The following is a 21,983-nucleotide window of genomic DNA, read 5'->3' on the forward strand; positions in this document are numbered from 1 at the left end:
GGGGTCTTCCCGAAGCCTCTCGAAGTCGGCTACTCGCTGTTTTCCTACATGGCCAACAAGCGCGGCTCGGGTCTCGGTGACCGCAACTCCGCGCTGCTGGTTGCCGGCGAGGAAGCGGGTGGCAACATCGCCGCCAGCGTGGCATTCAAGGCTCGCGATCACTATGCCGATGCCCTTGATGGCCAAGTTCTGATCTCCCCGCTGGTCGATCCGTTCATGGGATCGTCGTCGATGCGCGAAGCCGACAGCATCGGCATGCGCGAGCGTTGGGCCGCGGGGTGGAGCCATTATCTCAGCGGCGGCGGGTGCCATCCTTATGCGGCGCCGTGCCTCTGTTCACGCATCTCGGGGGTCGCGCCCGCACTGATCTTCACCGCGAAGGACGATCCCCTTCGTGATGAGACGCTTGGGTTCGCCGATCGCCTGAAACAGGCCGGCGTACCAGTTCGTCAGCATGTCGCTCCCGCCGGGGCAAGCTGGCCTTCGATTTACGGCGGGACGTCCGACAAGCCTCCGGGTTGGCGCGAAAGCATCACCCAAGAATTCGGAAGCTTCGTTCGCGACATGCGAAGGCAACCCGTACCTTTGAAGACCTGATCAATACACGGCCGTGGGGGCCGTAAGGAGAATACAAATGACGTCCAGTAAGAAGCGCTGGGCCCTTGTGGGCGCCGGTCTGAGCCTTGTTGCGTCCGTTTCAGCCGCAGCACTGTTTTTCGAACTGCCGATGAGCGGCACCGCGACTGCCGCAACCGCCGAAGCGCAGGCCGCTCCGCCGGCCGTGCCCGTTACCGTCGCTCTCGTCGTCAGCCGCGACGTCACCGAATGGGAGCAGTTTTCCGGCCGGCTCGAAGCCGTCGATCGCGTGCAGATCCGCTCGCGTGTCGCCGGCGCCGTCCAGTCGGTGCATTTCCGCGAAGGCGCGCTGGTGAAGGCTGGCGATCTGCTCTTCACCATCGATCCGGCACCTTACCAGGCAGCCGTATCGCAGGCAGAGGGTCAGGTGGCGTCAGCGGAAGCCAAGATGAATCTCGCGCAGATCGAGCTTGATCGCGGCCGCAGGCTTTCAGACAACCGGACGATTTCGCAGAGCGATCTCGACCAGCGTCAGAACGCATTCACCGAAGCGCAGGCCGGTCTTCGCACCGCGCAGGCCGCCCTTCGCTCGGCTCAGCTCGAGCTCGGCTATACCGAGGTCAAGGCACCGGTTGCCGGTCGTGTCGGCAAGCTCGAAGTCACCGTCGGTAATCTGGTCGCGGCCGGATCGGCCTCGTCGGAGCTGGCCTCGCTCGTCTCCGTCGATCCGATCTACGCCAGCTTCAGCGCCAGCGAAGGCATGGTCGCCAAGGCGCTTGCTCAGCTTCCCGCCGCCGATGGCGCGGTTCCGGCCCTTGAACAGATCCCTGTCGAAGTCGGCACGCTTGCCGATCAGGGCACGCCGATCAAGGGCAAGCTGCAGCTGATCGACAACCAGGTGGATGCCTCCAGCGGCACGATCGGCGTTCGCGCCGTGTTCGATAATCCCGGTGGCAAGCTGATCCCGGGCCAGTTCGTGCGGGTTCGCATGGGCCAGCCGAAGGCCGAGAACAAGATCCTCGTCAGCGAACGTGCGATCGGCACCGACCAGGACAAGAAGTTCGTCTTCGTGGTCGATGGCGAGAACAAGGTCAGCTACCGGCCGGTGCAGCTCGGCATTGCCGAGGGTGGTGACCGCGTGATCGAAAACGGCCTTGCCGTCGGCGACAAGATCGTCGTCAACGGTTTGCAGCGCATTCGTCCGGGCGCGGTGGTCGCACCGCAGATGGAAGAAAAGGTCGCGGCCAAGTAATAGGCAGACCCCTCCCCAACCCCTCCCCACAAGGGGGAGGGGCTAGGTGGCCGCTCGGCCACGGAGGGCTTTTACAGCATCCAGTTCTACCCCTACCGGCGGTATCCCAACCGCCGGAGAGGGTCGTTGCATCCCAAATTTCATCCCGGAGAGGGCTTTGAAATGAATATCTCCAGATTCTTTGTCGACCGCCCGGTGTTTGCCGGGGTGCTATCGGTCCTCATCGTGGTCGCCGGCCTGATCGGCATGCGATCGCTGCCGATTTCCGAGTATCCGGAAGTTGTTCCGCCATCGATCGTCGTGCGCGCCACCTATCCCGGCGCCAACCCGAAGGTCATCGCCGAAACCGTCGCCACGCCGCTCGAAGAGCAGATCAACGGCGTCGAGGGCATGCTCTACATGTCCAGCCAGGCGACATCCGACGGCGTGATGACGCTGACGGTCACCTTCAAGCTCGGCACCAATCCCGACCAGGCGCAGCAGCTGGTGCAGAACCGCGTCTCACAGGCAGAACCCCGCCTGCCGACGGAAGTCCGCGCACTCGGCATCACGACAGTCAAGAGTTCGCCCGACCTGATGATGGTGGTGAACCTGACATCGCCGGACAATCGCTACGACATCACCTATCTGCGCAACTATGGCGTCCTGAACGTCAAGGACCGGCTTGCCCGCATCGAGGGCGTCGGCCAGGTGCAGATCTTCGGGTCGGGCGACTATTCGATGCGCGTCTGGATCGATCCGCAGAAGGCGGCCGAGCATAATCTGGCGGCGAGCGACATCACCAATGCCATCCGTGCCCAGAACGTGCAGGCCGCTGCCGGCACGATCGGCGCTTCGCCGACGCTGACCGGTGTCGATATCCAGCTGAATGTCAACGCCCAGGGTCGTCTGCAGACGCCCGAGGAGTTCGGCAACATCATCGTCAAGAGTGGCGCCAATGGTGAGATCACGCGTCTGCGCGATGTCGCGCGCGTCGAACTCGGTGCCTCGGACTACTCGCTGCGCTCGCTGCTCGACAGCAAGTCGGCGGTGGCTATCCCCGTGTTCCAGGCTCCCGGCTCCAACGCCATCACCATCTCGGACCAGGTCATCAAGACCATGGACGAGCTGCAGCTGGCGATGCCTGAAGGCGTGAAGTACGAGATCGTCTACGATACCACACAGTTCGTCCGCGCTTCGATCGAGAAGGTCGTCGACACGCTGCTCGAAGCCATCGCGCTCGTCGTCATCGTCGTCATCCTGTTCCTGCAGACATGGCGCGCCTCGATCATTCCGCTGATCGCGGTTCCGGTCTCGATCATCGGCACCTTCGCGGTCATGTATGTCTTCGGCTTCTCGATCAACGCGCTCAGCCTGTTCGGGTTGGTGCTTGCGATCGGTATCGTCGTGGACGACGCGATCGTCGTTGTCGAAAACGTCGAACGCAACATCGAGAATGGCCTGTCGCCGCGCGATGCGACGTACAAGGCCATGAAGGAAGTGTCCGGCCCGATCATCGCGATCGCGCTGGTTCTGGTGGCTGTGTTCGTGCCGCTGGCCTTCATCACCGGCCTGTCGGGTCAATTCTATCGCCAGTTCGCGCTGACGATCGCGATCTCGACCGTGATTTCCGCTATCAACTCGCTGACGCTTTCCCCGGCTCTAGCCGCCCTTCTTCTGAAGGGCCATCATGCGCCGAAGGATTGGCTGACGCGCGGCATGGACTTCGCTTTCGGCTGGTTCTTCCGCGGCTTCAACCGCGCCTTCAGCGCCAGCTCCAATGCCTATGGCAAGGGCGTCGGCGGTCTGGTGTCGCGCAAGAGCATCGTCATGGTCATCTATCTGGCGCTTGCCGGTGCGACCTATGGCCTGTTCAACGCTGTTCCCGGCGGCTTCGTGCCGGCGCAGGACAAGCAGTACCTGATCGGCTTCGCGCAGCTGCCCGACGCCGCCAGCCTCGACCGCACCGAAGACGTGATCAAGCGGATGAGCGATATCGCCCTTGCAACGCCCGGCGTCGAACACGCCATCGCGTTCCCCGGCCTGTCGATCAACGGCTTCACCAACGGCTCGAACGCCGGTGTCGTCTTCGTCAAGCTGAAGTCCTTCGAGGAACGCAAGACGCCCGATCTTTCCGGCGGAGCGATCGCCATGACGCTCAACCAGAAATTCGGCGCGATCCAGGATGCGTTCATCGCCATGTTCCCGCCGCCGCCGGTCCAGGGTCTGGGCACGACGGGTGGTTTCAAGCTGCAGCTCGAAGACCGGGCGGGCCTGGGCTACAACGCGCTGGACGAGGCGACCAAGGCCTTCCTCGCCAAGGCCTACCAGACGCCTGAACTGGCCGGCCTGTTCTCGAGCTACCAGATCAACGTGCCGCAGCTCTATGCTGACCTCGATCGCGCCAAGGCCGAACAGCTCGGCGTGTCGGTGACCGATGTCTTCGAAACGCTGCAGATCTATCTCGGTTCGCTCTACGTCAACGACTTCAACGCATTCGGCCGCACCTATAGCGTCCGCGTGCAGGCAGACGCGCAGTTCCGCGCCCATGCCGATGATATCGGCCAGCTGAAGGTGCGTTCGGCGTCGGGGCAGATGATCCCGCTGTCGGCACTCCTCAAGGTCGATGCCACGACGGGACCGGAACGCACGACCCGCTACAACGGCTTCCTTGCCGCCGACATCAACGGCGGTCCGGCACCGGGCTTCTCGTCCGGGCAGGCACAGGCAGCCATCGAGCGGATCGCCGACGAAACGCTGCCGAAGGGCATCGGCTTCGAGTGGACGGATCTGACCTACCAGCAGATTCTGGCCGGCAGCTCGGGCGTGCTTGTCTTCCCGCTGGCGCTGCTGCTCGTCTATCTCGTGCTGGCTGCCCAGTATGAAAGCCTGACGCTGCCGTTGGCGATCATCATGATCGTGCCGATGGGCGTGCTGGCGGCCTTGACGGGCGTCTGGCTCACCGGTGGAGACAACAACATCTTCACCCAGATCGGCCTGATCGTCCTTGTCGGTCTTTCGGCGAAGAACGCGATCCTGATCGTGGAATTCGCCCGCGAGCTGGAATTCGAAGGTCGTACGCCTGTTCAGGCGGCGGTCGAGGCCAGCCGCTTGCGTCTGCGCCCGATCCTGATGACGTCGATGGCGTTCATCATGGGTGTCGTGCCGCTCGTCGTATCGACCGGCGCGGGTGCCGAGATGCGTGCCGCCATGGGTGTGGCGGTGTTCTCCGGCATGATCGGCGTCACCTTCTTCGGCATCTTCATGACGCCGGTGTTCTACGTGCTGATCCGCAAGCTGGCGGGCAACCGTCCGCTGGTGCAGCACAAGGACGACGACCACAACGGCCACGGTGGGGCCGAGGTGATCCGGATGGCGGCCGAATAGGCTACCGACGCACATAGATAGAGCAAAGGGCGGGACGCGAGTTCCGCCCTTTTTGTTTTGGAAGAGCGGTCAGTCGATGATGAACATCTTGGCGCCGGATGTCGTCCTGGACCGGTGCGCTGCGTCGCCATGGTCGGAGACCGTGTATCCCATTCCCGGCTTCATCACGAAGCTGCGGCCGTCCTTCAGCTCGCTCGTCACCTCTCCCTCCAGCACATAGACGATGTGGCCGCGGTCGCACCAGTGGTCGGCCAGGTAGCCCGGCGAGAGCTCGACGATGCGCATGCGGACATCGCCGTTGTTCAGCATTCTCCATGTGGCCGTTCCGGTTTCGCCCTTGTGTTCGATGGCCGGCAGCGCATGCCAATCGAGCGAGGTGTAGGGAAGCGGGGGAAGTTTCATCCTGGGGATCCTTGCGCGTTTCGTCGGCTCGGGTTCACGGATCCGGCGCGGTATGTCCAGCATTTTGTTTGCAATGCAGCATGGTTTTTTGAGCTTGCATCGGCGCGGGCGGCCCTATCAACTGAGAGGGGATACGGGTGGTTACTGCTTCGCCGCCTGTCACGAGAGGAGGTTCCATGCATATCGCTATCATCGGCGCTGCCGGCATGATCGGGCGCAAACTCACCGAACGGCTGGTGTCCGACGGGCAACTGTCCGGACAGACGATCGGGCGGCTGACGCTGGTCGATGTCGTGGCGCCGGCAGCGCCGGTCGGCTTTGTAGGGCGGGTGGATGCGAGTGCGGCCGATATCTCGCAGCCGGGGCAGGCGGCGCTGATCGTCGGGTCGCGGCCGGATATCATCTTCCACCTCGCGGCCATCGTTTCGGCGGAGGCCGAGCTCGATTTCGAGAAGGGCTACGGCATCAATCTCGAGGGGACGCGAGCGCTGTTCGAGGCGATCCGTCTGGCACATCTGCAGGATGGGTATCGTCCCTGCGTGGTCTTCACCTCCTCCATCGCCGTCTTCGGCGCGCCGATGCCCGATGTCATCCCCGACGATTTCAATCTGACGCCGCTGACGAGCTACGGCACGCAGAAGGCGATGAGCGAGCTTTTGCTCGCCGATTATACGAGGCGCGGCTTCATCGACGGTATCGGCATTCGCTTGCCGACGATTTGCGTCCGGCCGGGCAAGCCGAACAAGGCGGCCTCCGGTTTCTTCTCCGGAATCATCCGCGAGCCGCTTTCCGGCCAGCCGGCCATTCTTCCGGTGCCGGATACGGTTCGCCACTGGCATGCGTCGCCGCGCTCGGCGGTCGGCTTTCTCATTCACGCCGCGAGCATCGATCTCGAACCGCTCGGCGCGCAGCGAAGCCTGACCATGCCCGGTGTCAGCGCCTCGGTCGGTGAGCAGATCGAAGCCTTGAGGGCGATCGCGGGCGACAAGGCCGTGGCGCTGATCCGGCGGGAGCCGGACGAACTGGTGATGAGGATCGTCGGCGGGTGGGCGCGGGCCTTCGCGCCGGAGCGGGCGACGCGCCTCGGCTTCGTCGCCGAGACGAGCTTCGAAGAGATCATTCGCGTGCATATAGAAGATGAAATGGAAGGCAGAATTCAATGAGCAGTCAACAACGGGCGATCGCGTTTCTGGGCACCGGACTGATGGGCGCGCCGATGGTTCGGCGTCTGCTCGATGCCGGATTTGCCGTCACCGCCTGGAACCGCGACATCGCCAAGGCCGAGGCGCTGAGGGTCGATGGTGCCGCAGTCGCGACGACAGCGGCTTTGACCGTTGAAGGAGCGTCGGTCGTCTTCACCATGCTCAGCGATGGCAATGCAGTTGGCGACGTCCTGTTTTCGCAAGGTGTGGCACAGGCGCTCGCGCCCGGCGCGGTCGTCATCGATTGCAGCTCGATCACGCCTGAGGCGGCGCGCGATCATGCGGCGAGGCTCAGTGAACGCGGCATCCGCCATCTCGATGCGCCGGTTTCCGGTGGCGTCGTCGGCGCTTCGGCCGGTACGCTGGCGATCATGGCGGGCGGTAGCGCCGATGTCGTCGATGCGTTGAGCGACGTGTTTTCCGCGCTCGGACGGGTGACGCATGTGGGGCCGAGCGGTACGGGCCAGCTCGCCAAGCTCGGCAACCAACAGATCGTGGCGATCACCATCGGCGCCGTCGCCGAGGCGATGATGCTGGTCGAGGCCGGTGGTGGTTCGCCAGAGGCGTTTCGCCGGGCCATCCGGGGCGGCTTTGCCGAGAGCCGAATTCTTGAGATTCACGGTCAACGTATGGTGGAGCGCAATTTCGGCGGCGCGGGCCCTTCGAGGCTGCAGCTGAAGGATCTCAACAACATCGTCGCCGAGGCAAATAGCCTGGCGCTGACCTTGCCGCTGACCGAGGCCGTGCGCGCCGAGTTCGCCGCGTTCGTCGAGGATGGCAATGGCGATACGGATCACAGCGGCTTGCTGTTGCAACTGGAGCGAAAGGCCGGCCGCGAACGCGGAAAATCCTGATGGTCGGTACGGTCCCTGACGAACAATAAATAGTGCTGGCACGCCGGCATGCAATCATTGATAGATTTTTAGGGTGTTCTAATTAATGTCACACTTGGCAATCACTGGTAGGTGATCGTGGTTGCTGGCGGGCACGGGGATGGGTTTCGCTTTGACGTGGCGTGAGGCATGAATGGCTTTGGCATCTAAGAACTCCATACGCTCGGAGCGGGAGTTTCAAGATCTTCTACGGCGTTTGGAGCTTGCGCTCGATGCGTCGCAGATCGGTGTCTGGGAGCATGACCTGCGGTCGAACGAGATCTCCTGGGACGTGCAGATGCATCGCCTCTACCGCACCGGCCAGCGAAGCGGTCCCGTGCCGACATCGATCTGGTCGAACGCGATCCATCCCGATGATCGCGCGCGTGCCACCCAGGAATTCAACGACGCCATCGCCAAGCGCGGCCAGTACAATTCGGAGTTCCGGATCATCTGGCCGGATGGCGAGATCCGCTATATCCGCTCGCGGGCGCATTTCTATGTGAGCGACGAGGGAGCGCCGTCGTTCATCGGCGCGGAATGGGATGTGACCGCCGACGTGCTTCTCAACGCTGAAGCCGCGCGGCAGCGCGAGGTGGCCGAGGCCCGTGCGCTGGCGCTTGAGGAGAGCACGGCGCTGATCGAGCATGCGGCCGCGCACGACTACCTGACCGGCCTGCCGAACCGGCGCTTCTTCGACAAGCGGATCGCGGAGCTCGCGGAAGACGAAACCGTCTCGACGCTGGCGGTGCTGCATCTCGATCTCGACGAATTCAAGCAGATCAATGACAGCTACGGCCACGCTGCCGGCGATGCCGTGCTGCGCGCGGCGGCCTTGCGGATCGCCGCTGTGCTGCCGGAAACCGGGATGGCGGCGCGCATCGGCGGCGACGAGTTCGTCATCGTGCTCGTGAATTTCGAGAGCATGGACGAATTGCGGGAGATTGCGCGCCGTGTGCAGAAGCGGTTGCGCAAGAAGATCCGCTTCGGCCATGAGATGCTGCAATCGGGCAGCTCGATCGGCATTTCATGGTCGGCGGATCGTGGCGACACCAATCTTCTGGCCGAATCCGACATGGCGCTCTACGCGGCGAAAAGCGGCGGGCGCGACCGCATCGAGTTCTTCACGCAGCGGCTGAAGGACGAGCTGATGGGCAAGCGGCGGATCGCCGAGGAGCTCAAGCTGGCGCTGACGGCAGGCGAAATCGTTCCTTATTACCAGCTGCAATTCGACGCCCGCACGCGGGAGATCGTCGGGCTCGAAGCGCTGGCGCGCTGGCGACACAAGGAGAGGGGCATTCTGGCGCCGGCGGATTTCCTGAAGGTCGCCGACGAGCATGGGCTGACAGCGGAGATCGACGCTTCGATCCTTCGGCACGTCCTGAGGGATCGGCGCGAATGGGAGCAGCATGGCTTCGATGTACCGAGGATTTCGGTGAACATCTCCGGCCAGCGGCTTTATGATCCACTTTTGATCAGCGATCTGGAAGCGCTCGATATCCCTGATAATTCGATCGTCTTCGAGCTGATCGAGACGATCTTCCTCGACGACTGCGACGACGAGATGATGCAGAGCGTCGACCGGATCAAGCTGATGGGCATCGAGATCGAGATCGACGATTTCGGCTCCGGCCATGCCTCGCTGATCGGCCTCGTCAGGCTGCGCCCGACGCGCCTGAAGATCGACCGCCAGCTGGTGGATGCAATCGATACGTCCGACGAGCAGCGGCGGGTGGTGAAGTCGATCATCGAAATTGCCAAGGCGCTTGGCGTCAAGGTGATCGCCGAGGGCGTCGAGACCGAGCGGCACGCCGCGACGTTGGCCAAGCTTGGATGCGATGCTCTGCAAGGGTTTGCGCTGAGCCGGCCGGTGCCGGCGGCCGAGATCGACGCAAAGTTTTCGGCGCTGGTCGCGGGTTGAGGATCAGCTTGCCGTGCCGAGTTCACCGCGCGCTTCGAGATACCACTCCACGAAAGCCGCCGCACCCTGTTCGAGCGAGGTGCTTGGCGTGTAGCCGGTCAGCGCCTGCAGCAGATCGGGGCTGGCATAGGTGCGTGGCACGTCGCCTTGCTGCATCGGCAGCATGACGCGCTTGGCCGGATGGCCGAGGGCTTTTTCCACCGTTTCTACGAAGTCGAGCAGGCTGATGGGCTGGCCGCCGCCGATGTTGACGATGCGGAACGGCGCCTGGTGCGACAACGTGTCGACCTTCTCCGATGCGACGCGATTGCTCTCGGCTGGAACGACGGCCGAGAGACGCACAACGGCTTCCACGAGATCGTCGATATAGGTGAAGTCCCGGCTCATCTTGCCTTCGCCGTAGATCTCGATCGGCTGGCCCTCCAGCATGTTCTTCACGAACTTGAAGAGCGCCATATCCGGCCGGCCCCAGGGGCCGTAGACGGTGAAGAAGCGGAAGGCCGTGGTCGGGATCTTGTGGAGATGGGCGTAGCTATGCGCCATCAGCTCCATAGACTTCTTGGTTGCGGCGTAGAAGGTGAGCGGTTCGTCGGCGCGGTCGGTCTCGTGGAAGGGCACGGTCGGATTGGCGCCGTAGATCGAGGAGGTCGAGGCCAGCATGAGGTGGCTGACGCCGATGTTCTTGGCGATCTCCAGGATGTTCCACGAGCCGATCAGGTTCGAGTTCAGATAGGCCTCAGGGTTCTCGTTGCTGTAGCGCACGCCGGCCTGAGCCGCGAGGTGGATCATCACGTCGGGCTTGGCGACTGCGACCGCCTGTTCGACTGCGGCGCGATCCTCCAGCATCGCCGTCACCGGCTTGAAGGCCGGAAACTGGGCGAGGGCGGCGTTGCGCATATGCTTGAGCTTGATGTTGTAATAATGCGTCATGCCATCGAAGCCGGTGACCTCGTGGCCGTCCTGCAGAAGCCGGCGCGCGAGATGGAAGCCGATGAAACCGGCCGTTCCGGTGATGAAATACCGCATGCTCATGCCCTGCTGTTGGTTATGCCTTGCTCTTCTTGCCGACCGCGAAGTAGCTGAAGCCGTGTCTGGTGACTTCGGCGATCGGATAGATGTTGCGTAGATCGACCAGCACCGGCGTCTTGACCAGGGTCTTCAGCCGCTTGAAGTCGAGCGCGCGGAACTCTTCCCATTCGGTGACCAGCACCAGCGCATCGGCGCCTTCAGCGATCTCATACGGGTCGCTACCGTAGACGACCGGGCCGAGCAAGTCTTTCGCCGCGTCCATCCCCTCGGGATCATAGACGTGGACGGTGGCGCCTCCGTCGAGCAGCGCCTGGATGATCGTGATCGAGGGCGCATCGCGCATGTCGTCGGTGTTCGGCTTGAAGGTCAGGCCGAGAATGGCGATCTTCTTGCCGCGCACATTGCCGTCGCAGGCGGCGACCACCTTGCGGCCCATGGCGCGCTTGCGGTTGTCGTTGATGGCGACGGTGGTTTCGATCAGCCGCATCGGGCTGTCGTGATCCTGCGCGGTCTTGACCAGCGCCAACGTGTCCTTGGGGAAGCACGAGCCACCGTAGCCGGGGCCGGCATGCAGGAACTTGTCGCCGATGCGCTTGTCCATGCCGATGCCCTTGGCGACCTTCTGCACGTCGGCGCCGATCTGCTCGCAGAGATCCGCGATCTCGTTGATGAAGGTGATCTTCATGGCCAGGAACGCATTGGCCGCGTACTTGATCAGCTCGGAGGTGCGGCGCTCGCAGAAATAGAGCGGGGCCTCGTTGAGATAGAGCGGGCGGTAGACTTCGCGCATGACCTCGATGGCGCGCGGCTCCTCGGTGCCGAGCACGATGCGGTCGGGGCGCTTGAAGTCGGTGATGGCGGCACCTTCGCGCAGGAATTCCGGGTTGGACACGACCTCGATGTCCTTGTCGGGAAACTCTTCGCGGAAGATGCGCTCAAGCTCGTCGCCGGTGCCGACGGGGACCGTCGACTTGGTGACGACGACGGTGAAGCCTTGCACCGATGCGGCAATTTCACGCGCCGCCGCATAGACGTAACTGAGGTCCGCATGACCGTCGCCACGGCGAGAGGGCGTGCCGACCGCGATGAAGACGACGTCGGCTGCGGCCACGGGGGCTGCGAGATCGCGGGAGAAATCCAGGCGTCCGGCGGCTCTGTTCTGGGCGATGATTGTGTCGAGGCCGGGTTCGAAGATCGGTACCTGGCCGGCTTCTAGCGCGTCGATCTTGGCGGCCGACTTGTCGACACAGGTGATATGATGGCCGAAATCCGCGAGGCAGGCCCCCGAGACAAGGCCGACATAGCCCGAGCCGATCATCACAATACGCATGGAAATTTTCCTCAAACACCGATCAAAGCCCTGCCTGATGGCAAGGCCATGATGGTGTTACAGAGGTAATTTTATAAGTTCAAGACAACCAAGAGGTCAGTTGCGGCCGAACTCGTCGACGATACGGATGATGTCGTCTTCGCCGAGGTAGGAGCCGGTCTGGACTTCGATCAGTTCGAGCAGGATCTTGCCCGGATTGGCGAGGCGATGGACTTCGCCAAGGGGGATGTAGACCGATTCGTTTTCGCGCAGCATCTGCACGTTCTCGCCGATCGTCACTTCCGCCGTGCCCTTGACGACGATCCAGTGCTCGGAGCGGTGGTGGTGCTTCTGCAGCGACAGCTTCTTGCCCGGGGTGACGAAGATTCGCTTCACCTGGAAGCGGTCGCCGTTAAAGATCGAGGTGTAGCCGCCCCAGGGACGATAGGAGGTCGGGTGTGTCTCGGTGAGTTTCGATGTCGCCGGCTTGGAGGCGAGCATCTTGACGATGGCGCCAACGTCCTGGCTGTCCTTGAGGTGACCGACATAGACGGCATCCTCGCTGGCGATGACGGCGACGTCGTCCATGCCGTTGACCGCGAGATGCACGCCGTGGGTCATGACCAGCGAGTTGCGGGTGTTGACGACGGTGGTGTTTTCGGCGGCGACATTGCCCTTTTCGTCAGGATTGCCGCTCTTCCAGATCGCGTCCCAGCTGCCGAGATCTGACCATTGGAAGGGGGAGGGAACGACGGCTGCGTTCTTCGTCTTCTCCATGACCGCGTAGTCGATGGAGATATCCGGGCTCTCGGCGAAGGCCGCCTTGTCGAGGCGGATGAAGTCCAGATCCTTGACGCCTTGCGCGACCGCTTCGCCGGCGGCCTTGAGGACATCAGGCGCGAAGGTGGTCATTTCGCTGAGCAGCTTGGCGACCGGGAACATGAACATGCCGGAGTTCCAGTAGAAGCCGCCGGATGCCAGCATCTCCTCGGCTTTTTCAAGCGGCGGTTTCTCGATGAAGCGCTTGACCGTCAGCGCGCCGCTCGGCAGCGCCTCGCCGCCTTCGATATAGCCGTAACCGGTTGCAGGCTCCGTCGGCTTGATGCCGAAGGTGACGAGCTTGCCCGAGGATGCGGCGGCGATCGCGGCGCGTACTGCGTCGAAATAGACCTGGTCGGCATCGATCTCGTGGTCGGAGGCGAGCACATGCATGATGGCGCTCTCGCCGAAACGGTCGCGCACCAGCGCACCGGCGGCTGCAACGGCGGCGGCCGTGTTGCGGGCCATCGGCTCCAGAAGGATGCTCGACAGCGAAATATCGAGTTCTCGAGCCTGCTCGGCGACGAGAAAGCGGAATTCTTCGTTGGTGATGACGATCGCCGGCTCATAGAGCGTCTTGTCGGAGACGCGGAGCAACGTGTCCTGAAAAAGGGTGGTATCGCCGATGAAGCGGATGAACTGCTTGGGGGCGGCGGCGCGCGACAGCGGCCACAGGCGCGTGCCCTTGCCGCCTGCCATGATTACCGGAACGATCTTCTGCGTCATCTGGATGTGTCCTCGAATGGTCTTTAATCGTTGATCAGTTTGCGCTCGCCCAGGCGCGGATGCGCCCGAGGCCGGCTGCGAGAAGGTCGGTGGCAGCGCTCTCTGTCTCCGCTTCCACGTAGCAGCGCATTTCCGGCGCATTGCCCGATGGGCGGAAGTGGATGATGCGCTTGTCGGCAAGCGTCACGCGCAGGCCGTCGATATCGCTGGTGCTCTCGACTTGGCCGATTGGCTGCAGGAAGTCGGAGAGATTGGCCGGGCTTGCGCGCAAGTAGGCCATCAGTTTGGCGCTGGTCTCGACCGGGAAGTTCTCAAGCCGGTCGGCTGCGGCGAAGGGGAGCGCGTAGCCGGATGCGATTGAAGACAGCGGGCGCTTGTTTGCGGCCGCCTGCGCCAGTGTCGCCAGAACAGGCAGGAAGCAATCGCGGGTCGGCAGCGCCAGCAGCGTGGTGCCATTGACCTCGAAATCACTCGCCACCAGCGTGCCGCCATTGGCCTCGAAGCCGACGACGCCCTTCTTGCCCGACGTAATCGCCTCCTGCATGCCTGATATTACGAAGGGCGATCCGACGCGGGTGCGGATGACGCTGAACGATCCTGATGCTTCAATGCCGGAGTTGGAAGTCACCGGTGTCACCACGGCGTCCGCGCCGAGGAAGTTGGCGGCGATCAGGCCAAGGAGGTCACCGCGCAACGGAGTGCCGGTCTCATCGGTCACCAGCGGCCGGTCGCCATCGCCATCGGCAGACACGATGGCGTCGAGGCCATGGTCGGTTGCCGCCTGCTTCAAAAGTGCAATGGTCTCTTCCGAGACGGCTTCGGTATCGACGGGAATGAAATATTCGGAGCGCGCGAAAGCCGTGACCTCGGCGCCGAAGTGCTCGAGCAGTTCGATCATGAGATCGCGGGCGACGGTGCTGTGCTGGTAGACGCCGACCTTCAGGCCGGCAAGCGCATTGGCGGGCAGCAGGCTGGCGTTGCGCTTCGTGAAGAGGTCGAGGCACGCGGCGGCCCGATCCTCGGCTTGCCGGTCACCCAGCGGCCATTCGAAGCCGGTGCGGTCGAGATCGGTCGCCGCCGCTGTGATCGCGGCTTCATCAGCCTTGTCGATCTCGCCATCGGGCCGATAGAACTTGATACCGTTGCGATCGGCGGGGATGTGGGAGCCGGTGATCATCAGCGAGGCGGCACCGAGATGCAGGCCGTAAAGCGCCAGCGCCGGCGTCGGCACCGTGCCGCAATCGATCATCGCAAAGCCGAGCTTGCCGAGCGCCTTGATGCAGTCGGCGGCGATCTCGGGGCTGGATTGGCGAAAGTCGCGGCCAATAAGGATCGGGTCACCCGCCTTTGCCCTTCCGCTTTCGAGGAGATAGCGCCCGAATGCCGTCGCATAGAGTGCCGATGCCCGGCCCTTCAGATCCTCGGAAAGGCCTCGAAGCCCGCTTGTCCCAAATTTCATTCTGAATAAGCCCTCGGCAACGCTTGAATTCGACCGTGTTTTAAAAGCAGACTACCCAAAGTTCGTAAACTTAGATGGCCGGCGACCGGTAAAATGTCCGCCAAATCCCTTTTCGACGCAAGTTTGTAGCTCGTTTTTGGCGAGCCGGTGGAGGCAATTGCATGAATGAACAGACCATCGCACTCGAAGACAGCTGGAAGAGCGCCTTGTCCACAGAGTTCGAGCAGCCCTACATGCAAAGGCTGAAAAGCTTCCTTATCGAGCGAAAGCAGATGGGGAAACGGATTTTTCCCAAGGGATCGGAATATTTCAGGGCTCTTGATCTGACACCGCTTGACGATGTGAAGGTCGTGATCCTCGGACAGGACCCCTATCACGGCGCGGGCCAGGCGCATGGGCTGTGTTTCAGCGTGCAGCCGGGCATCAGAATTCCGCCGTCGCTGGTCAATATCTACAAGGAGTTGCAGGCCGATCTCGGGATTACGCCGGCGCGCCACGGCTTTCTCGAGCATTGGGCGCGGCAGGGCGTTCTGCTCTTGAACAGCGTGCTGACGGTCGAGGAGGCGCAGGCCGCGTCGCATCAGGGCAAGGGGTGGGAGACTTTCACCGATGCCGTGATCCGCAAGGTCAATGACGAATGCGATGCGGTGGTCTTCATATTGTGGGGTGCCTATGCGCAGCGCAAGGCGGCGTTCGTCGATACATCCAGGCATCTCGTTCTCAAATCGCCGCATCCATCGCCGCTTTCCGCGCATAACGGCTTTTTCGGCTGCCATCATTTCTCCAAGGCGAATGCCTGTCTTAAAGAGCATGGACGTTCGCCGATCGACTGGCAGCTTCCCGAAAACCCTGCCGATGAATAGCTTGCGATGAACGACATCAGATCGTCGTTCACTAAAAGTAGACAATGCGTTCCGGTCCGTGGGACTATTCCAACGCGCTGATAAAGATCATCTATGACCCATCGAACAGCCCGCCAGACGGGCCAGAAAGGGGTCTCAAATGCTCGACCAGATCAAGGGTCTTCACCACGTTACGTCGATGGCTGCGAACGCCCAGACGAACAATCAATTCTTCACCAATGCGCTCGGCCTGCGCCGCGTCAAGAAGACCGTCAACTTCGACGCTCCTGATGTCTACCACCTCTATTATGGCGACGAGAACGGTGCGCCGGGCACGATCATGACCTACTTCCCGTTCCCGAAGATGGCGCAGGGCCGTCCGGGCACCGGCGAAGTCGGAACGACGGTCTATTCCATTCCCGAGGGTTCGATCGGCTTCTGGAGCGATCGTCTCGCCAAGCTGAATGTGACGGGTCTGAAGGCCGAGGAGACATTCGGCGAGAAGCGGCTGAACTTTGCCGGTCCCGATGGCGACGGCTTCGCGCTGGTCGAGGTCAAGGACGACGCCCGTCTGCCCTGGACGCATGGTGGCGTTGATCAGGATCATGCGATCCGCGGCTTCCATTCGGTCGCCATGCGGCTGCGCGACGACGGCGCGACATCGGAGCTGCTGAAGTTCATGGGCTATCAGGTCCAGGACGAGCGCGACGGCGTCAAGCGCCTGACCATCCCAGGCGGCAACGGCGCGCATCTAATCGATCTCGAAACGATGCCGAACATCTCGCGGGCGCTTCCGGGTGCCGGCTCGGTGCACCACGTCGCCTTCGCGGTGGAAAATCGCGCGAAGCAGCTGGAGGTCCGCAAGGCCCTGACGGACACCGGATACCAGGTGACGCCGGTTATCGACCGCGATTACTTCTGGGCGATCTATTTCCGCACGCCAGGCGGTGTGCTGTTTGAAATCGCCACCAACGAACCGGGCTTCGACCGGGACGAGGATACGGCGCATCTCGGCGAAGCGCTGAAGCTGCCGACACAGCACGAGCATCTGCGCTCGCTGCTGGAACAGCACCTCGAACCGTTGGAAGCATAAGCTAAGGATATCGATATGACCGATCATGGATATGTGCACCGGCTGCATGCCGGTGCCGCGGGCAAGCCTATTCTCTTCACTTTGCATGGGACGGGCGGAGACGAGAACCAGTTCTTCGACTTCGCGCGGCAGCTTCTGCCCGAGGCAACCATCGTCTCGCCGCGTGGCGACGTCTCGGAATACGGCGCCGCGCGCTTCTTCAAGCGCACCGGCGAGGGCGTCTACGACATGGCCGATCTGGCGCGGGCGACCGACAAGATGGCTGGTTACGTCAGCGAGCTCGCGCGGGAACACCAGGCTTCGGCTATCCTCGGGCTGGGCTTTTCGAACGGCGCCAACATTCTCGCCAACGTGCTGATCGAGAAAGGGCTGTTCGATGCGTCGGCACTGATGCATCCGCTCATTCCCTTCCAGCCGAAGGCCAACACAGGTCTGGCGGGTCGCAAGGTGCTGATCACCGCCGGCGAACGCGATCCGATCAGCCCCGTGCCGGTCACGAAGGCTCTGGCTGATTACTACGAGCGTCAGAATGCTGATGTGACGACCGTATGGCATCCCGGCGGACACGAGATCCGGCCGAACGAGGTCGACGCGATCAAGGCGCTCTTCGAGCCGTACAGATAAGAACATCGTCGGGCAGGCCTTTCGGAGTCTGCCCGATGTCTTCCAGCGCACTACCACTTTGATCTATGGTCATGCCTTCAATCTTCTGTGGTAATTTTTCGTCATTGATACTGGAGCGGGTATAGGTTTCATTTTCCGAGGATATGCATTCGTATGAGCGATATTGCCGACCTCAGAATGATCTTGGGCCTTCTCCGTCGCCAGATATGGGTGGTCTTGGCCACCGCCGCCGCCATTCTCTCGCTCACCGCTATCGTCCTGACGGTGTTGACGCCGCGATATACGGCGCAGGCGCTTGTCGTTGTCGATACCAGCGCCAAGAACCTGTTGGCGCCGGACAGTGCGGTCATTGCCAGTGCTTCCGACAATGCGCGGGTGGAGGGCGAGGTGCGGATCGCGCAGTCCGATGCGGTGCTCCTCGACGTCGTGCGCGAGGGGAAGCTGGTTGATGACCCGGAATTCGCGCCTCGATCGGGCTATCTTACGGGCATCTTAACTCACTTCAGCGGCGCATCCTCTCACACCACTGATGACGTCGAGCGCGAGACGCTGGCCTCGTTCAAGGAGGCCGTCCGGGTCCGTCGTGAGGGACTGACCTATCTCATTACCGTTGGCGTCACATCGCAGGATGCCGGGAAGGCAGCGCTTCTCGCCAATCGCGTGGCGTCGGTTTACATCAAGCATCAGATAGATGCCAAGGTGGCGAGCACGATCGCGGCCCGCAACAGCCTGCAGGCACGGGTGAGCGCCGCCAAGGACAGCCTTGCGAGCCACGAGGGGCGGCTGGATGCCTTCCTCGCCGCCAATGCTGGCATGCGCGATGCCTTCACGAACGCCAATATCGGCCTGCGCGTCGCCGATGCGCAACTCAATCGGGCGGCCGCGTCACCGACAAGCACGCCGCAGCTGGCGACACCTTCCGAGACGTTGACGCAGTTCTACAGCCTGCAGCAATCGGCTGAGATCGCGCGGGCGCAGTATCAGAACCTGCTCACCCGACTGCAGGACTTCGAGGCGCAGGCCAGCCTACAACTGGCCGACAGCCGGGTGATTTCGGAGGCCTTACCGCCGATCGAGCCATCCTATCCGAGGGCCGCTGCGATCCTTGCCGTCATGAGCCTCGTCGCGCTTGGGTTCGGTATCGGGGCCGGTTTCCTGCGCGAGTTCTTCGTTGGCGGATTTACCGGGGAGGACCAGGTCGAGGCCGTGCTGAACATCCAGCTGGCGTCGGTGGTGCCGCATGAAGAGGGTGGCGAGCTGGAGCGGCCACATGGACGAGGGCTCTCCGACCGGATCTTGACGGCGCCGCTCTCGGTCTTTTCGGAGTCCATCCGGCGGATCCGGGTCTCGGTCGAACAAGCGCTTCTCAGCCGGCATCCCGCGACGGAGGATACCCGCGAGGAAGGCATCGTGATCATGGTGTCCTCCAGCCTTCCGGGCGAGGGGAAATCGACGCTCGCCACCGCGCTGGCTCGGACCTATGCGCTTGCCGGAAAGCGCACGCTCCTCATCGACTGCGACCTCAGGAAACCCAGCATTCATCGCCATGTCGATCGCGAGCCGACACCCGCCTTCGTCAATCTTCTGCGCGGCGAGGCCGATCCGGGGCTCGCCAGTATGGTGGCCGTCGACCACGCCACGAACCTCTCCGTCATACTGGGTGCGCGGCCGGCGGAGTTCGCGACCGACGAGCTGCTGATGAGCGCGCGGGTGCGGGCGCTTCTGACGCGGGCAAGGCTGCATTTCGACTACGTCGTCATCGACACGCCGCCGGTCGAGGCGGCGGTGGATGCGCTCTATCTGGCGAGACTTTGCGATGTCGCGCTCTTCGTGGTTCGCTGGGCGCGGACGCCGCAGAACGTCGCGCGCAAGGCGGTGGCGGCGCTGAAAGGGAATGTCGGCGGTGAGACGCCTGTGATCGCGGTGCTGAACGGGCAGGATCAGCGCCACTGGTTCAGCTTCAAGGCCAAGCCGCTGTGGCGCACGGTCTATGCTGGGTAGGGGGTGGAGGCCGCCGCTTCCGCCGTGGCCTACCTCTTTAGGTGCAATCCAGGCGTTTATCGGCGGCGTCCGCTTGACACACTAGTTGCGTTACTAAAGGTTTAGCTCATTCATAAATGCAACCTTATTCGCATCATGGCTGCGCCCCGGCTTTTTTGGGTGGCGCTTGATTGCAGGCATTTGAAATAGCGATTTCACTCATTCGTTGAAGAGCGACGCATGGTCCATGCAAGGCGCATTCTCGTCCACGACTATTCCGGTCATCCGTTTCAGGTTCAGCTAGCCCGCTCGCTGGCGCGGCGCGGATACGAGGTTCTGCACGTTTATTCGGCCAGCTTCCAGACGCCGAAGGGTGATCTTGCCGCGCGGCCGGACGATCCGTCCGGGTTTCGTATCACCGGCCTTTCATTGTCCGAGCCGTTCCAGAAATCGAGCTTCCTGAAGCGGCGGGCGCAGGAGATCGAGTTCGGGCGGATGGTGGCCGGTGAGATCAGGCGGTTTCGGCCTGACATCGTGCTCTCCGCCAACGCGCCGCTCGATACGCAGGCCGTCATTCACAAAGCTACGCGCGCCTGCGGAGCGCGGTTCGTTTTCTGGCTGCAGGATATCTACAGCGAGGCCATTGGCCGCTTCCTGCCAGCGGCGTTTCCACTGATCGGAAATGCGGTGGCGCGACGGTATCAGCGGCTCGAATTCGGTCTGCTGAGGGCAAGCGATCATGTCGTCGCGATCACCGACGATTTCGTCCCGCATCTGCGGCAGAACGGCATCACGCCCGGTCGGATCTCCGTCATCGAAAACTGGGCGCCGCTGGATGAAATGCGATCAGTCGAACCGAAACACTCCGAGAGCGAAAGCGGCAATGGCCCGATCCGGGCGGTCTATGCGGGAACGCTCGGCTACAAGCACAATCCTGATCTGTTGCTGCAGGCGGCGAAAGCGCTGCCTGTTGCGATCGATGTTCATTCCGAGGGCGCGATTGCCGAAAACCTGGCACGCAAGGCGGCGGCGGAAGGTGTCAGCAATCTGCGCGTAAAGCCGTGGGTGCCGTTTGCCGATTTGCCCGATGTGCTCGGGGGCGCCGATATTCTGATCGCGATGATCGAAGAGGGGGCCGGGGCCTTCTGCGTGCCATCCAAGGTGCTGACCTATTTCGGGTGCGGCCGGCCGGTGCTGGCCTCCGTGCCACGCAACAACTTGGCGCGACGGCTCATCGAGCGCGCCGATGCCGGTCTTGTGTCTGATCCTGATGATGCGGCGGGGTTCATCTACAATCTGCGAAAGCTCGCTGGCGATGCCGATCTGCGCCGCCGGCTCGGCGCGAATGGCCATGCCTATGCCCGCGCAAATTTCGCGATCGAGCCGATTACCGACCGTTTCGAGGCCATTTTCGCCGGCCTTTATCAGATGGAGAAACAGGCAATCTAGCGCTGGGGGGCGTTGCATGCTGGAGAAGACTGCACTTGTCTGCGGCGCCGGAGGGTTTATCGGCAGCCACCTCGTCCGTCGACTGAAACGCGACGGCTTTTGGGTTCGCGGCGTCGATCTCAAATTGCCGGACTACGAGGAAAGCGTGGCCGACGAATTCGTCGTCGCGGATCTCCGGCTGATCGACGTCTGCGGACGGGTGATCGATCGCGATTTCCACGAGGTCTACCAGCTGGCGGCCGATATGGGTGGAGCCGGCTATATTTTTACCGGACAGCACGATGCCGACATCATCCACAATTCGGCGACGATCAATCTCAATGTCGCTGATCTGTGCCGCCGGCGCGGGGTTGGTCGCATGTTCTTCTCGTCGTCGGCCTGCGTTTATCCCGCCGTCAACCAGGCCGATCCCGACAACCCGAACTGCGTGGAATCCTCCGCCTATCCCGCAGCACCGGACAGCGAATATGGCTGGGAAAAGCTGATCTCGGAACGGCTCTATCAGTCCTATGCCCGCAACTACGGCATGACCTGCCGCATCGCCCGCTACCACAACATCTTCGGCCCATCGGGAACGTGGGACGGCGGCAAGGAAAAGGCGCCGGCGGCCATCTGCCGGAAGGTGGCGCAGGCCGACCATGGCGGCGAGATCGAGATATGGGGCGATGGCCTGCAGACGCGCTCCTTCCTCTATATCGACGAATGCATCGAGGGCACGATCCGGCTGATGCGCTCGGATTTCGCCGGGCCGGTCAACATCGGCTCCGAGGAAATGGTGAGCATCAACCAGCTGGTGGACATGGTGTGCGAGATCGCCGGCAAGCGGCTGCACAAGCGGCATGTGGCGGGCCCGATGGGCGTTCGCGGGCGCAGATCGGACAACAGGCTGATCACCGAAAGGCTCCACTGGCGGCCGACGCAGAGCCTGATGGATGGCCTGGAGAAAACCTATGCATGGATCGAGAGCCAGCTGCTGCGGAGTGCCGCGTGAGAAGCGGCTTTCCCCGGTGGAGCAAGTTCTCCGATATGGGCGGTAGGCCACGCGGTTCGGTCAACGCGGCG

The 21,983-nt window shown here is 62.6% G+C and carries 17 protein-coding genes; 12 read left to right on the top strand and 5 right to left on the bottom strand.

Going from position 1 to position 21,983, the window contains the following annotated elements; translation table 11 throughout:
- From B3605_RS21585 to B3605_RS21595, 3 genes are all read left to right on the top strand, one after another.
- Window positions 1-597 (top strand): alpha/beta hydrolase fold domain-containing protein (locus B3605_RS21585; protein WP_296435972.1); only part of this gene is annotated, 597 nt, incomplete at its 5' end.
- Window positions 598-634: 37 nt separating this feature from the next.
- Window positions 635-1,828, top strand: a complete 1,194-nt coding sequence (locus tag B3605_RS21590; RefSeq protein ID WP_112945328.1) for an efflux RND transporter periplasmic adaptor subunit — start codon at window positions 635-637, stop codon at window positions 1,826-1,828.
- 162 nt (window positions 1,829-1,990) lie between these two features.
- Window positions 1,991-5,194, top strand: coding sequence for an efflux RND transporter permease subunit (locus tag B3605_RS21595; RefSeq protein ID WP_112945329.1), 3,204 nt, complete (start codon window positions 1,991-1,993; stop codon window positions 5,192-5,194).
- Between the two features lie 69 nt (window positions 5,195-5,263).
- Here B3605_RS21595 and B3605_RS21600 read toward each other — a convergent pair whose 3' ends face one another.
- Entirely contained in the window at window positions 5,264-5,596 is a 333-nt protein-coding gene (locus tag B3605_RS21600; protein ID WP_112945330.1) for a DHCW motif cupin fold protein, read from the bottom strand.
- Window positions 5,597-5,772: 176 nt separating this feature from the next.
- Here B3605_RS21600 and denD point away from each other — a divergent pair, with 176 nt between their 5' ends.
- The 3 genes from denD to B3605_RS21615 all read left to right on the top strand — a co-directional run bounded on the left by denD (window position 5,773) and on the right by B3605_RS21615 (window position 9,591).
- Window positions 5,773-6,759, top strand: coding sequence for a D-erythronate dehydrogenase (gene denD / locus B3605_RS21605; RefSeq protein ID WP_112945331.1), 987 nt, complete (start codon window positions 5,773-5,775; stop codon window positions 6,757-6,759).
- Window positions 6,756-7,652: an NAD(P)-dependent oxidoreductase gene (locus B3605_RS21610; protein ID WP_112945332.1), complete on the top strand. Its 897-nt coding sequence runs from the start codon at window positions 6,756-6,758 to the stop codon at window positions 7,650-7,652. Before denD ends, B3605_RS21610 begins: the two co-directional genes overlap by 4 nt.
- Before the next feature lie 172 nt (window positions 7,653-7,824).
- Window positions 7,825-9,591 carry a putative bifunctional diguanylate cyclase/phosphodiesterase gene (locus B3605_RS21615; RefSeq protein ID WP_296435976.1) on the top strand — a complete coding sequence of 589 codons (1,767 nt, stop codon included), beginning with the start codon at window positions 7,825-7,827 and terminating at the stop codon, window positions 9,589-9,591.
- 3 nt (window positions 9,592-9,594) lie between these two features.
- On the opposite strand, the gene B3605_RS21620 is transcribed toward B3605_RS21615, so the two are convergent.
- The 4 genes from B3605_RS21620 to B3605_RS21635 form a co-directional block, all read right to left on the bottom strand.
- Window positions 9,595-10,617 (bottom strand): NAD-dependent epimerase/dehydratase family protein, encoded by a 1,023-nt coding sequence (locus B3605_RS21620; protein WP_112945409.1) that lies wholly within the window; start codon window positions 10,615-10,617, stop codon window positions 9,595-9,597.
- 19 nt (window positions 10,618-10,636) lie between these two features.
- Window positions 10,637-11,950: a UDP-glucose dehydrogenase family protein gene (locus B3605_RS21625; RefSeq protein WP_112945333.1), complete on the bottom strand. Its 1,314-nt coding sequence runs from the start codon at window positions 11,948-11,950 to the stop codon at window positions 10,637-10,639.
- A gap of 96 nt (window positions 11,951-12,046) precedes the next feature.
- Window positions 12,047-13,474 (bottom strand): mannose-1-phosphate guanylyltransferase/mannose-6-phosphate isomerase, encoded by a 1,428-nt coding sequence (locus B3605_RS21630; protein ID WP_112945334.1) that lies wholly within the window; start codon window positions 13,472-13,474, stop codon window positions 12,047-12,049.
- Between the two features lie 34 nt (window positions 13,475-13,508).
- Complete coding sequence (locus B3605_RS21635; RefSeq protein WP_112945335.1) at window positions 13,509-14,933, bottom strand: phosphomannomutase; 1,425 nt, start codon at window positions 14,931-14,933, stop codon at window positions 13,509-13,511.
- A gap of 161 nt (window positions 14,934-15,094) precedes the next feature.
- Here B3605_RS21635 and ung point away from each other — a divergent pair, with 161 nt between their 5' ends.
- The 6 genes from ung (at window position 15,095) to B3605_RS21665 (ending at window position 21,912) form a co-directional block, all read left to right on the top strand.
- Window positions 15,095-15,796 carry a uracil-DNA glycosylase gene (gene ung / locus B3605_RS21640; RefSeq protein ID WP_112945336.1) on the top strand — a complete coding sequence of 234 codons (702 nt, stop codon included), beginning with the start codon at window positions 15,095-15,097 and terminating at the stop codon, window positions 15,794-15,796.
- A gap of 139 nt (window positions 15,797-15,935) precedes the next feature.
- Window positions 15,936-16,868, top strand: coding sequence for a VOC family protein (locus tag B3605_RS21645; protein ID WP_296435979.1), 933 nt, complete (start codon window positions 15,936-15,938; stop codon window positions 16,866-16,868).
- Between the two features lie 15 nt (window positions 16,869-16,883).
- Window positions 16,884-17,492, top strand: coding sequence for an alpha/beta hydrolase (locus B3605_RS21650; RefSeq protein WP_112945338.1), 609 nt, complete (start codon window positions 16,884-16,886; stop codon window positions 17,490-17,492).
- Window positions 17,493-17,645: 153 nt separating this feature from the next.
- Window positions 17,646-19,493 carry a Wzz/FepE/Etk N-terminal domain-containing protein gene (locus tag B3605_RS21655; RefSeq protein WP_296435981.1) on the top strand — a complete coding sequence of 616 codons (1,848 nt, stop codon included), beginning with the start codon at window positions 17,646-17,648 and terminating at the stop codon, window positions 19,491-19,493.
- Between the two features lie 219 nt (window positions 19,494-19,712).
- The gene (locus tag B3605_RS21660; protein WP_112973387.1) at window positions 19,713-20,921 is read left to right on the top strand and encodes a glycosyltransferase family 4 protein; all 1,209 of its coding nucleotides are present in this window, start codon (window positions 19,713-19,715) and stop codon (window positions 20,919-20,921) included.
- Window positions 20,922-20,937: 16 nt separating this feature from the next.
- Window positions 20,938-21,912 carry an NAD-dependent epimerase/dehydratase family protein gene (locus tag B3605_RS21665; RefSeq protein WP_112945341.1) on the top strand — a complete coding sequence of 325 codons (975 nt, stop codon included), beginning with the start codon at window positions 20,938-20,940 and terminating at the stop codon, window positions 21,910-21,912.
- Window positions 21,913-21,983 lie beyond the last annotated feature (71 nt).

Origin of the sequence: Rhizobium sp. UBA1881 (genome assembly GCF_002338015.1) — a bacterium.
GTDB lineage: Bacteria > Pseudomonadota > Alphaproteobacteria > Rhizobiales > Rhizobiaceae > Rhizobium.

Coding starts and splice junctions, on each gene's coding strand:
- B3605_RS21590 (WP_112945328.1), top strand. CDS start 635: ATGACGTCCAGTAAGAAGCGCTGGGCCCTTGTGGGCGCCGGTCTGAGC.
- B3605_RS21595 (WP_112945329.1), top strand. CDS start 1,991: ATGAATATCTCCAGATTCTTTGTCGACCGCCCGGTGTTTGCCGGGGTG.
- B3605_RS21600 (WP_112945330.1), bottom strand. CDS start 5,596: ATGAAACTTCCCCCGCTTCCCTACACCTCGCTCGATTGGCATGCGCTG.
- denD (WP_112945331.1), top strand. CDS start 5,773: ATGCATATCGCTATCATCGGCGCTGCCGGCATGATCGGGCGCAAACTC.
- B3605_RS21610 (WP_112945332.1), top strand. CDS start 6,756: ATGAGCAGTCAACAACGGGCGATCGCGTTTCTGGGCACCGGACTGATG.
- B3605_RS21615 (WP_296435976.1), top strand. CDS start 7,825: ATGGCTTTGGCATCTAAGAACTCCATACGCTCGGAGCGGGAGTTTCAA.
- B3605_RS21620 (WP_112945409.1), bottom strand. CDS start 10,617: ATGCGGTATTTCATCACCGGAACGGCCGGTTTCATCGGCTTCCATCTC.
- B3605_RS21625 (WP_112945333.1), bottom strand. CDS start 11,950: ATGCGTATTGTGATGATCGGCTCGGGCTATGTCGGCCTTGTCTCGGGG.
- B3605_RS21630 (WP_112945334.1), bottom strand. CDS start 13,474: ATGACGCAGAAGATCGTTCCGGTAATCATGGCAGGCGGCAAGGGCACG.
- B3605_RS21635 (WP_112945335.1), bottom strand. CDS start 14,933: ATGAAATTTGGGACAAGCGGGCTTCGAGGCCTTTCCGAGGATCTGAAG.
- ung (WP_112945336.1), top strand. CDS start 15,095: ATGAATGAACAGACCATCGCACTCGAAGACAGCTGGAAGAGCGCCTTG.
- B3605_RS21645 (WP_296435979.1), top strand. CDS start 15,936: ATGCTCGACCAGATCAAGGGTCTTCACCACGTTACGTCGATGGCTGCG.
- B3605_RS21650 (WP_112945338.1), top strand. CDS start 16,884: ATGACCGATCATGGATATGTGCACCGGCTGCATGCCGGTGCCGCGGGC.
- B3605_RS21655 (WP_296435981.1), top strand. CDS start 17,646: ATGAGCGATATTGCCGACCTCAGAATGATCTTGGGCCTTCTCCGTCGC.
- B3605_RS21660 (WP_112973387.1), top strand. CDS start 19,713: ATGGTCCATGCAAGGCGCATTCTCGTCCACGACTATTCCGGTCATCCG.
- B3605_RS21665 (WP_112945341.1), top strand. CDS start 20,938: ATGCTGGAGAAGACTGCACTTGTCTGCGGCGCCGGAGGGTTTATCGGC.